At 69.0% G+C, this 10,221-nt stretch carries 12 protein-coding genes; 6 read left to right on the forward strand and 6 right to left on the reverse strand.

Translation table 11 applies throughout. The features are described from left to right. Positions 1–64: 64 nt before the first annotated feature. Together ACYVKL_RS06170 and ACYVKL_RS06175 are read left to right on the forward strand one after the other, a co-directional pair. Positions 65–460 (forward strand): carboxymuconolactone decarboxylase family protein, encoded by a 396-nt coding sequence (locus ACYVKL_RS06170; protein WP_379169023.1) that lies wholly within the window; start codon positions 65–67, stop codon positions 458–460. Between the two features lie 21 nt (positions 461–481). Beyond that, the gene (locus tag ACYVKL_RS06175) at positions 482–643 is read left to right on the forward strand and encodes a hypothetical protein (RefSeq protein ID WP_379169024.1); all 162 of its coding nucleotides are present in this window, start codon (positions 482–484) and stop codon (positions 641–643) included. A gap of 63 nt (positions 644–706) precedes the next feature. Here the strand turns inward: ACYVKL_RS06175 and ACYVKL_RS06180 are convergent, their stop codons facing one another. Continuing rightward, entirely contained in the window at positions 707–1,342 is a 636-nt protein-coding gene (locus ACYVKL_RS06180) for a maleylpyruvate isomerase family mycothiol-dependent enzyme (RefSeq protein ID WP_379169026.1), read from the reverse strand. A gap of 77 nt (positions 1,343–1,419) precedes the next feature. On the opposite strand from ACYVKL_RS06180, the gene ACYVKL_RS06185 reads away from it, so the two are divergent. After that, positions 1,420–1,857: a MarR family winged helix-turn-helix transcriptional regulator gene (locus ACYVKL_RS06185; RefSeq protein WP_379169028.1), complete on the forward strand. Its 438-nt coding sequence runs from the start codon at positions 1,420–1,422 to the stop codon at positions 1,855–1,857. Here ACYVKL_RS06185 and ACYVKL_RS06190 read toward each other — a convergent pair. Next, positions 1,848–2,642 (reverse strand): helix-turn-helix domain-containing protein, encoded by a 795-nt coding sequence (locus tag ACYVKL_RS06190; protein WP_379169030.1) that lies wholly within the window; start codon positions 2,640–2,642, stop codon positions 1,848–1,850. The genes ACYVKL_RS06185 and ACYVKL_RS06190 overlap by 10 nt on opposite strands. Positions 2,643–2,833: 191 nt before the next feature. Between ACYVKL_RS06190 and ACYVKL_RS06195 the strand changes: the two genes are divergently transcribed. Beyond that, positions 2,834–3,829, forward strand: coding sequence for a terpene synthase family protein (locus tag ACYVKL_RS06195; protein WP_379169032.1), 996 nt, complete (start codon positions 2,834–2,836; stop codon positions 3,827–3,829). Here ACYVKL_RS06195 and ACYVKL_RS06200 read toward each other — a convergent pair. Continuing rightward, positions 3,826–4,833 (reverse strand): AraC family transcriptional regulator, encoded by a 1,008-nt coding sequence (locus ACYVKL_RS06200; protein ID WP_379169034.1) that lies wholly within the window; start codon positions 4,831–4,833, stop codon positions 3,826–3,828. The two genes, ACYVKL_RS06195 and ACYVKL_RS06200, sit on opposite strands and share 4 nt — an antisense overlap. A gap of 239 nt (positions 4,834–5,072) precedes the next feature. Here ACYVKL_RS06200 and ACYVKL_RS06205 point away from each other — a divergent pair, with 239 nt between their 5' ends. Both ACYVKL_RS06205 and ACYVKL_RS06210 read left to right on the forward strand, forming a co-directional pair. After that, positions 5,073–5,603 (forward strand): DUF4442 domain-containing protein, encoded by a 531-nt coding sequence (locus ACYVKL_RS06205; protein ID WP_379169036.1) that lies wholly within the window; start codon positions 5,073–5,075, stop codon positions 5,601–5,603. Between the two features lie 15 nt (positions 5,604–5,618). Continuing rightward, entirely contained in the window at positions 5,619–6,536 is a 918-nt protein-coding gene (locus ACYVKL_RS06210; RefSeq protein ID WP_379169038.1) for an alpha/beta hydrolase family protein, read from the forward strand. Between the two features lie 81 nt (positions 6,537–6,617). Here ACYVKL_RS06210 and ACYVKL_RS06215 read toward each other — a convergent pair whose 3' ends face one another. From ACYVKL_RS06215 to accD, 3 genes are read right to left on the reverse strand one after another with little or no spacing between them, the layout of a single operon-like run. Further along, a complete protein-coding gene (locus ACYVKL_RS06215; RefSeq protein ID WP_379169040.1) occupies positions 6,618–7,967 on the reverse strand; it encodes an acetyl-CoA carboxylase biotin carboxylase subunit in 1,350 nt (449 codons plus the stop codon). Next, positions 7,964–8,497 carry an acetyl-CoA carboxylase biotin carboxyl carrier protein gene (locus tag ACYVKL_RS06220; protein ID WP_379169042.1) on the reverse strand — a complete coding sequence of 178 codons (534 nt, stop codon included), beginning with the start codon at positions 8,495–8,497 and terminating at the stop codon, positions 7,964–7,966. The genes ACYVKL_RS06215 and ACYVKL_RS06220 overlap by 4 nt, the downstream gene beginning before the upstream one ends. After that, positions 8,497–10,221, reverse strand: coding sequence for an acetyl-CoA carboxylase, carboxyltransferase subunit beta (gene accD, locus ACYVKL_RS06225; RefSeq protein ID WP_379169044.1), 1,725 nt, complete (start codon positions 10,219–10,221; stop codon positions 8,497–8,499). Before accD ends, ACYVKL_RS06220 begins: the two co-directional genes overlap by 1 nt.

Consider the following 10,221-nt stretch of genomic DNA (forward strand, 5'->3'; position numbering starts at 1 on the left):
GGGGTATGCTACCGTGGTGGATATACCCCAAGGGGTATCCGCGAAGTAGCCCGAAGGAGTAGCCATGTCCGCACTGACCGACACCACCCAGGCCTCGCCGCACGGCAAGGCGGTCCTGAACGAGCTGTCCCCGCTGCACCGCGAGCTGCGGCGCGCGATTCCCGAGGTGTACAAGGGTTTCGGCGAACTCAGCAAGGCAGCCTTCGCGCCGGGCGCACTGGACCGCAAGACCAAGGAGCTCATCGCGCTGGCCATCGGCGTGGTCGAGGGCTGCGACGGCTGCATCGCCTCGCACGGTCAGGCCGCAGCGCGTGCGGGAGCCACCAGGCAGGAGGCGGCGGAGGCCATCGGCGTCACGTTCCTCATGCACGGTGGCCCGGCCACCATTCACGGCGCCCGCGCCTACGAGGCGTTCTGCGAGTTCGCCGACGCCATCGAATCCGGCGAAGCCCCCGCCTGACACCACGGAGGAACCGAAACCATGTGCCGACCCACCCGATGCCGGACCTGCGGCAAGACCACCTGGTCGGGCTGCGGCGCCCACGTCGCGCAGGTGCGGGCGTCCGTCCCGGCCGATCAGTGGTGCCCGGGCCACCAGGACACCAACGGCGGCGGTTGGATTCGCCGACTGCTCACCCGCTAGCCGCAGGCCCGTCGTACCGGCCCGCAGTCCCCTCCGCGCCGGGCCGGTACGACGGCCGATCGGTCAGGCCAGCTGCCGAGCGAGTCGCGGAATGCCCTCTCCGGCAACCCGATCCAGCGCCGCGGTGCGGCCGGTGACCAGGAGCAGCAGGGCGAGGATCGGTCCGCGGATCTCGCTGCCGCTGCCGTGCGTCCAGTCGATGTCGGTGGCGCTGAGCCGAATTCCGTCCAGCCGGTGGCGATCCCACACCGGCCAGCCCGATGCCGCGGCCGTATCGGCGCCCGCCGCCGCGGCTCGGGGATCGACCTCGATGATCCGGCCGAGCGGGATCGCGATGTCCTGGCCGTGAACGATGGTGTCGAACAGGATGTTTCGATAGTTCGTCAGTTTCGGCAGCCGCCGCGAGGCGGCATTGTCGCGGATCTGCCGCACCAGTTCCGCCGGCGGCCGCCGCGCGTGCCGCACGGTCAGATCGTCGATCATGCGGTTGTAGTCGCCGCGGGCGCGCACCATCGTGCGCAGCAGGTCGCCGGGCGAGGGCGGATCGGGCGTCACCGCGATGTGCGCGGCGACCTCGTGGACTCGCCAGCCGGCGCACAGCGACGGCGTTTCCCATTCGGTGGGTGTCAGATCAGCGAGCAGTCCGGCGATGGCGCGACGCTGCTGTTCGATGATCCGCCAACTGTTCTCACGGTCCATGGCAATCCCCGGGGACTATGATTAGTCAGATACACTGACTATTATCGTCAGCTTCTCTTACCAAGTCAAGGAGTGGGATGTCCGGTCCGGAGCTGAATGCCGGCCTGCTCATGTTCATCGCCTACCGGGCCATGGAGGAGCGCATCTTCGCCGCGCTCGCCGAGGCCGGGTACGGCGACATCAGCGTGGCGCAGGGCAGGCTCGCGGCGCGGATCGCCCCGGCGGGCTCCCGGATCACCGAGCTGGCCCAGCAAGCGCAGGTCACGAAGCAGACGGCCGGATTCCTGGTCGATCAGCTCGAACGTGCGGGTTACGTCGAGCGCACCCCCGACCCGCGCGACGGCCGCGCCCGCCTGGTCCGGCTGACCCGCCGCGGCCGCGCACTCGCCGACCACTCCAACGAGGTCGCCGCCGCCGTCGAGCGGGAGTGGGCCGACCACCTCGGAGAACGCCGCATGCGCAACCTCCGCGAAGCCCTCGCGCAGCTGCGCGACATCACCGATCCCTACGCCTGACCGTTGGTCCGCAGGCCGATGAAGATCTGCATACGCCCCGGATACGCGGTGCTGTTGACGTTGAACAGCTGCCCGATGATCTGGGTCTTACGCCCCGCGTCGTCGCACAGCTGAATGACCGGCCGGGTGCGCTCGTAGCGGGCGGTGGTGTCCGACCAGATCTCCAGGAACAGCGGAAACCGGCTCAGGTCCTGCAGCAGATCCCCGAACCAGCTGGTGTCGCCGTGCTGGGCGATGTATCCGTGCAGCCACTGGATGGAGATCCGCAGCTCCCGCTCCCACTCGACCATGGCGACCCGCGCGCGCGGATCCCCGAGCATCCAGTGCAAAAGGTTGCCGTCCTCGGGGAGGCCGGGGAAGCCCGCGGCGAAGCTGTCGTTCCACATCAGGATGTTGAGCCGGGTGTCGACGTAGGCGGCCAGGTGCGGTTCGTACAGCGCCAGCGCCTTGGGGATGCCGCGGCCCAGATCGGCGCGCAGATCGACGGTCGTCGGCTGTTTCACCGGATCGATTCCGGCCAGATCTGACAGTTGCCGGAATTCCTCCGGGGCCAGCGGGGACAGCCGGTCCAGATACCGCATCAGGGCCGTCACCACCTCCCGGGTGGGCCGTTCCCGCTCGCCCTTCTCGAGGTGGTTCACATAGCTGGCACTGACCCCCGAGTTGAATGCGAGCCGCTCCCGCGACACTCCCCGAGCGTCTCGAATCCGCCGCAATACCGAGCCGAAGGTGGGCGCATTGAGCAGCCCCTCCCCCGGTACCCCGCCGGTAACGAACTCCTCCATCGCCGCCTCTCCCACGCGCGAACTTGCTCGTTCAACTGATTCTTCCAGTGCGCCGAATTCGCGCGTGTCCCAGGTCGAGTTGGGAGATACTGGACTAATCGGGCGTGAACGGATGGCGGGGAGCCGGCTCGACCCCGAGGGCCGGCGGATGAGGCCAGGCGAATTCACGCTCGCCGAAGGAGCTGTGCCCCATGGTTTCCGAGCGAATCATTCTTCCCGATTTCTACATGCCGTACCCGCCGGAAGGAACCAATCCCCGAGCCGGAGCGGCCGAATCCAAGATGTGGGAATGGCTGGTGAGCCAGGACCTCGTCCCCGAGGAGTTGTCCAGACGCCGGGTCGCGGGTTCGCGCCCGGTCGAGATGTACTCGATGTGGTGCCCGCGCGCCGATGTCGAATCACTGGCGCTGCTCTCGGAATTCACGGCGTGGGCCTTCATAGTGGACGACCAGTTCGATATCGAGATGCCGGATCCGCGGCGCTGCCTGAGCACCATTCAGCGCCTGGAAACCGGATTTCAGCTCGACGAAACGCCGTCCGGCGTGCTGGCCACCGCATTTCAGGATCTGTGGCGCCGACTCTGCCTCGGCCGCTCACTGCCCTGGCAGCGCATGGTCCGCGCCGAGATCCAGGAATGGTGGTGGAGCTATTACACCGAAAGCGTGCGCACCATCACGCGGGACCTGCCGAAACTGGACGAGTATCGCACCCATCGGCAGATCTCGGTCGCGATCTACATGCTGCTCGATCTGAGCGAAATCACGTACGGCATAGATCTACCCGACGCGGTGCGGCAGCTGCCCGCGTTGAAGACGTTGCGCGCGGCGGTGACCGAGCACATGGGACTGATCAACGACGTCCATTCGCTGCCCGCCGACGAGGCCGTCGGCTACGCCTACAACGCGGTCCTGTTGGCCGAGTATCACTTCGGCTGCACCCGGGCGCACGCGCTGCGGGTGGTGAACGAGTTGCTGACCGACTGCATCGTGCGCATCGGTCATCTGGAGGAGGCGCTGGCCGAAGAGCTCGACGTGCTCGGCATCGCCGGGCAGACCCGCGCCGACATCATGCACACCCTGGAGGATTATCGCCGCTACGTGCGCGCCAACTTCGACTTCCACTATCGCGCACCGCGCTACACCAGTCCGCCCCTCGAGGCGCTCGAGCACGGTCAGCTGTTGTCCTAGCCGGGTAGTTGCCGGGTCACGCGGCGGGCGCCGGAGGCAGCGACGGCGAACTGGGAGCGGAATTCGCCCGGGGTCATGCCGGTTTCGAGCTGGAAGGCGCGATAGAAGTGGCGATCGGAGGCGAACCCCGACGCGGCCGCGATCGAGTTGAGCGATCGTGTCGGCTCCGACCGCAGTTGGCGCCGTGCGTGTTCGATGCGCATGCGCCGGATCAGTGCGCCCGGGCCGCCGAGCCCCTCGCACATGCGGAACAGGGTGCGCCGCGAGACCAGGCAGGCGCGGGCGATCTCGTCGACGGTGAGATCCGGGTCGGTGAACCGTTTTCGTAGGTAGGCCATCATCTGCTGGCGGGTGTAGAGCGAATCGGCCGGGGCGGGTGAGGCTTTCCCGACGGCGAGCAGCAAGGCCGAGGCCAGCATTCCGGTGGTCTGCCCGTCGAATGCGACATTCGCGCGCTCGGCTTCCTCGTTGGAGAGATCGGCCATATCGCGGAAGAACCGGGTGACCACCCCCATCGCGCCGTCGGCCGGAATGGGGACGGCGAACGGCAATTCGTCGCGGGCCAGCCCCGCGTAGTCGAGCACCGGCTGCAGCGGCGCGCGCAGCAGGGTCGACATGGCGTTGTCGGTGGTGCGGCTCAACAGCGGCTGCGCGCTGTCGTAGAAGGCGATCGACCCGGCGACGGACTCCGCGGTCCGCCCCTGCTGCTCTGTCCAGTTCGTCCCTTCCAGCACGATATTGGCGAGCAGGTACTCCCCTTGCGACCGCGACACCATCCGTTGAGTCCGATTCACCTGTTGTGCGCTGGCGCGCATGAGCGCCACCGACACGCGATCGAACTGGGTGCTGGTGATCTTGCCGTTCCAGCACCCGTCGTGTAGCGGCGATATCGCTGAGGGAACGATGGCATCTGCCATCAGGGCTTCCCACTGCTCGAAGGCATCACGCGGCGAAAGCGTCGAGGACGATCGCACCTCGACTGTCACGGAGGCGGTTTGCTCCACGTCCGCATCTTCCCACCGCCTGCGCCCGGGCGGGACTGGATTCTGAGGAATAGCGAGAGACGGCCGGGCCGACACTGATACTACCGGCGGATAACCTGCCCGAACAGCAATGTTCCACACTTCTGCCGGTGGCGATAGGACCTCACAATTAGGCCGTGTCCCGGCCTCCGCACCCCGACATACTGCGAATTGCAAGCTGATGCCAGACCCCTCGATTCGACGCAGTTGGGACAGGAAACATGACCGAGACGTCGTTCTTCGACCGCGCCTTCGCGCCGTTCGTGCCATTCGCCACCAAGGACCCCGATTACGCCGAGCTCGCCGAGATCGCCAATGCGGCGGTGCCGTTCGGTGTCTTCGCCGGCGTCCAGGTCACCGAGCTCGACGCCGACCACGCGCTGGCCGTCGTGCCCGACAACGCGGACCTGCGCAACCACGTGAAGACCGTGCACGCGGCCGCGCTGTACCTGGCCGCCGACATCGCCTGCGCGGTGGCCTTCGTCGGCGCGGCCGCCCCCGACCTCGGTGAGGTCGAGTGGATGGTGGTGCGCGACTCGCACGCCGCGTTCTTCAAGCCCGCCGTGGGCCGCATCCGCGCCATCGGCACCGTGGATCCGCGCGACATCCGCGCCATCGCCGAGCGCACCGAACCGGGCAAGTTCGACGTGGACACCCGGGCGATGCTCTACGACGACAAGGACGTGCTCGTGGGCAAGGTCTCGTTCCAGTACGTCACCAAGCTCGCCACCCGCGAGACCGCGTCCGCCTGATCCAGGAGCACAGACATGTCCACTCCCAGCCAGACCCCGGTCTCCGGCGAGAAGCGCCCCTCCGAGTTCTCCACCCTCGAAGCGGTCTCGGTGACGGTGCCGAAATCCGATGTCTCCGAGTCTGTCTCGTTCGTGCTGCGGGTACTGCCGGCGGCCGACCCCACCGCGCCGGTGCTGCTGGTGCTGCCCGCGATCGCCATGAAGGCGAAGTTCTACCTCCCCCTCGCCAAGTCGCTGCACGCGGCCGGATTGTCCGCGGCGACAGTCGATCTGCGCGCGCAGGGTGAGAGCACCCCGCCGCTGGGCGAGGCCGCCAACCACGGCTACCGCCAGCTGCTCGAGGCGGATCTGCCCGCGATTCTCGATGCGCTGCAGGAGCGTTTCCCGGAGGCCCCGATCTATCTCGTGGGCCACAGTCTGGGCGGGCAGCTGTCGCTGCTGTACGGCGCGGCGCACCCGGACCGGCTGGCGGGCGTGATCACCATCGCCACCGGCGTCGTGTTCTGGCGGGCGTTCGAGCTGAGGCGCTGGGCCTCGGTGCTCTACGGCAGCCAGTACGTCGGCGTGGTGTCGCGGCTGCGCGGCGTCTGGCCGGGCGGCAAGGTGATGGGCGGCCCGATGGCGGGCGGCGTCATGGCCGACTGGTCCTGGCACGCCCTGACCGGCCGTTACCAGCCTGCGGGGTCGAAGCTCAATTACGATCGTCTGCTGGGTGTTTCGCCGCTGCGCACGCTCATGGTGTCTTTCGAATCCGATCCGCTGGGCCCCAAGTCGACGGTGGATCACCTGGCCCGGCGGCTGAAGCGGGCCGAGCTCACCCGGTGGCACCTGGAGCCGGGCTCGGGCATCGAGAACCTGGATCACTTCGCCTGGATCAAGGACAGCCCGGCCCTCGGGGCGCGCTTCGCCGAGTGGGTGCGGGACAGCCGGTAGGTCTCCCTCTACCTGCCGGCACACAAATGTCCGGCTCGCCTCGATGTCGAGGCGAGCCGGACGTTTTCGTCGAGGCGGACGCTAGGAACCGAGCGAAGCGACCATGGCGGTGTCGTGGCGGACCTCCCGGAACCGCTCGTGATCGATGAGACCGTCCACGAAGTCGGCGGTCGTCGAGACCGCGGGTCCGCCCATCCGGAGTTCGGCCAGCGCCCGGCGCATGCGCGCGATGGCCGTGACCCGATCCGGCGCCCACACGATCACCTTCGCCAGCAGCGAATCGTAGAGCGCGGGAACGCGATAGCCGAGGCGGGCGTGACTGTCGACCCGCACGAACGGGCCGCCGGGCAGGTCGCATTCGGTCAGTTCACCGGGGGTGGGCGCGAAGTCGCGGGCCGGATCCTCGGCATTGATCCGGCATTCCAGCGCGACGCCTTGCGGCGCGACGTCGTCCTGGCCGTAGCCGAGCTCCTCGCCCGCGGCAATGCGAATCTGCTCGTGCACCAGATCGATGCCGGTCACCATCTCGGTGACCGGATGCTCCACCTGCAGACGGCAATTCACTTCCATGAAGTAGAAGCGGTGATCGGCGGGATCGAGCAGGAATTCGAAGGTGCCCGCACCGACATAGCCGGAGGCGAGCGCACCGCGCACCGCCATCGCGCCCATATTCTCGAGCACCTCGGCGGGAATACCGGGCGCGGGCGATTCCTCCACCAGTTTCTGATGGCGGCGTTGCAGCGAACAGTCCCGCGCGCCGAGGTGCACGACGGTCCCGTGCGTGTCGGCCAGTACCTGGATCTCCACGTGCCGAGCCGATTCCAGGTAGCGCTCGACGTAGAGCCGGCCGTCACCGAAGACCGCGAGCGCGGTGGCGCGGGTGCGGGCGAAGGCCTCGGGGAACTCGGCCGGATCGCGCACCACCGCCATGCCACGCCCGCCGCCGCCTGCGACCGCCTTGACGATCACCGGGTAGCCGATCTCGGTGGCGAACGCGGCGGCCGCGTCCGGGTCGGTGATCGGGTCGCGGCTGCCGGGCAGCAGCGGCAGGCCGGCGTCCAGCATGGTGGCCCGGGCGCGGGCCTTGTCGCCGAGTTCGGTCATCACCTTGGCCGGGCAGCCGATGAAGGTGAGCCCTTCGGCCGCACACACTTCCGCGAAATCCGGGTCCTCGGAGAGGAAGCCGTAGCCCGGGTGGACGGCGTCCGCGCCGGACATGCGGGCGGCCTCGATCAGCGCGGGAATGTGCAGATAGCTGGACTTGGCCGGTCCGGCCCCGATCCGGATCGCCTGGTCGGCGAAGCGCACCACGGCGCTGTCGGCGTCGGCGGTGGTGTAGACCGCGATCGAGCGCAGGCCCAGTTCGCGGCAGGTGCGGGCGACCCGCAACGCGATCTCGCCGCGGTTGGCGATGAGAACCGAGGTGATCATCGTCCGGCCTCGCGCACCAGCAGCAGCGGCTGGCCGAATTCGACCGCGGTGGCGTCGGGCACCAGGATCTGCTCCACCACGCCGGCCCGCTCCGCCTGGATCGGGACCATCAGCTTCATCGCCTCGATGATGCCGATCTGCTGCCCGCGCACGACGGTCGCGCCGACGGTGACGAAGGGATCGGCGCCCGGTTCGGACGCGTGGTAGAAGACGCCGACCATCGAGGCGGTCAGCGGGAAGGTGTCGGAATCACTGTCCGCAGCGCCGGATTCGGTCCGAGCGATGGCGGAGTCCGCGGTCATACCGGAATTCAGGGCGGCGTTGACGACGTGGCCGTTCGAGGTGGCGATCGGTTCCCGGGCCACGCCATCCGACGCGTCGGGGAGCCCAGCCCAGGTCACCTCGATCTGGAACTCGCCCGCCGCCACCCGGATCGACAGTGGTGGGCGGTCCGCCCGCGCGGCCACCGCGAGCACGCTGTCGGCCAGCACGGTGACGGTAGCGGCGGTGTCGAGGATCGGCGGGGTCATCACACATCCCTTTCCAGGAAACGGGGCTGCTCGGCCGAGAGGTCGGCGAGCACGGCGCTGTCGGCGCCGAAGCGGCGGAATCGCGCGTGGCGCGCGGTGATCAGGCTCATCTGGTCCTGCGGGAGCAGGTCGTCGAGGCATTCGACGACCGCCGAGCGCAGCTGTTCGGCCGCGGCGAGCAGGTCGGTCTCCGCGCCCGCGCCGGGCTCCTCGATCACGCCGTCGATGACACCGAGTTCCAGCAGCGAGCGGGCGTCGACGCGGAGCGCGGCGGCGGCCCGGGGCGCTTCGGCCGGGGTCTTCCACAGGATCGAGGCGCAGCCTTCGGCGCTGATCACCGAGTACACGGCGTTGGCGGACATGAGCACTCGGTCGGCGACGGCCAGGGCGAGCGCGCCGCCGCTGCCGCCCTCGCCGGTGATCACCGCGACCACCGGTATCGGCAGGCTCGCCATCAGGCGCAGGTTCTCGGCGATCGCGACCGCCTGCGCCTGCTCCTCGGCCTCGATGCCCGGGTAGGCGCCCGCGGTGTCGATCAGGGTGAGTACGGGCAGCCCGAGTTTGGCGGCCAGCCGCATGACGCGGGCGGCCTTGCGATAGCCGGACGGGTTGGGCATCCCGAAGTTGCGTTTGGCCAGTTCGGTTGTGCTGCGGCCCTTCTGGGTGCCGATGACGACGAGCGGAATCCCGGCCAGGCGGCCCAGTCCGGCCACGATCGCCGGGCAGTCGGCCGCGGCTCTGTCACCGTGCAGTTCGACGAAGTCGTCGACGACCAGCCCGACATAGTCGAGGGTGGTGGGGCGGCCGAAGCGGCGCGCGGCGCGCACGCATTCCCAGGCGTCGCGCTCGGGCAGGCGAGCGACCTCGGCGACCAGCGTCCGGGACGCGGGGCGCGGCTGCGGATCCGGGCGGCGCGCGGCCGCCGACAGCAGCCGGGTCAGGGTGGCCGGAAGCTCGGCGCGGGGCGTGATCATGTCCACGACACCGTGTTCGAGCAGGAATTCCGCGGTCTGGAATTCCGGCGGCAGGCTCTGGCCGATGGTCTGCTCGATCACCCGGCGACCGGCGAAGCCCAGTCGCGCACCCGGTTCGGCGATGATGACGTCGGGCAGGGTGGCGAAGGACGCCGCGACGCCGCCGAAGGTGGGGTCGGTGATCAGGCCGACGGTGAGGATGCCCGCCTCGTCCAATTGCCCGAGGGCCTGGCTGGTCTTGGCCATCTGCATGAGCGCGAGGATGCCCTCCTGCATGCGGGCCCCGCCCGAGGCGGTGACCAGGATCAGCGGAGTGCGTTCGGCCAGGGCGATTTCGGCGGCCCGGGTGATGGCCTCACCGACCGCGGTGCCCAGACTGCCGCCGAGGAAACGGAAGTCCATGACCGCCAGCACCACGGCGAAGCCACTGATCTCGCCGCGGGCGCAGACGACCGCCTCCGCCGATCCGGTGTGCGCCTGGGCCGCGCGCAACCGCTGCGCGTACGGCTTGGTATCAGTGAAGCCCAAGGGATCGGTGCCGGTGACGGCGAGCTCCAGCACCCGCACCGAGCCCGCGTCGCACAGTGCGCCGAGGCGTTCGGTCGCGGTCAGCGGAGCGTGGAAGCCGCAGGCCGGGCACACCTGGCCGGCGAGCTCGAAGCGCTTGCGGTACAGCATCTGTCCGCAGCCGCCGCACAGCACCCAGTCGTGGTGCGCGGTGGGCGGCCGATCGGACTGGACGACGGTCAT

The sequence above is a fragment of the Nocardia tengchongensis genome (assembly GCF_054781395.1).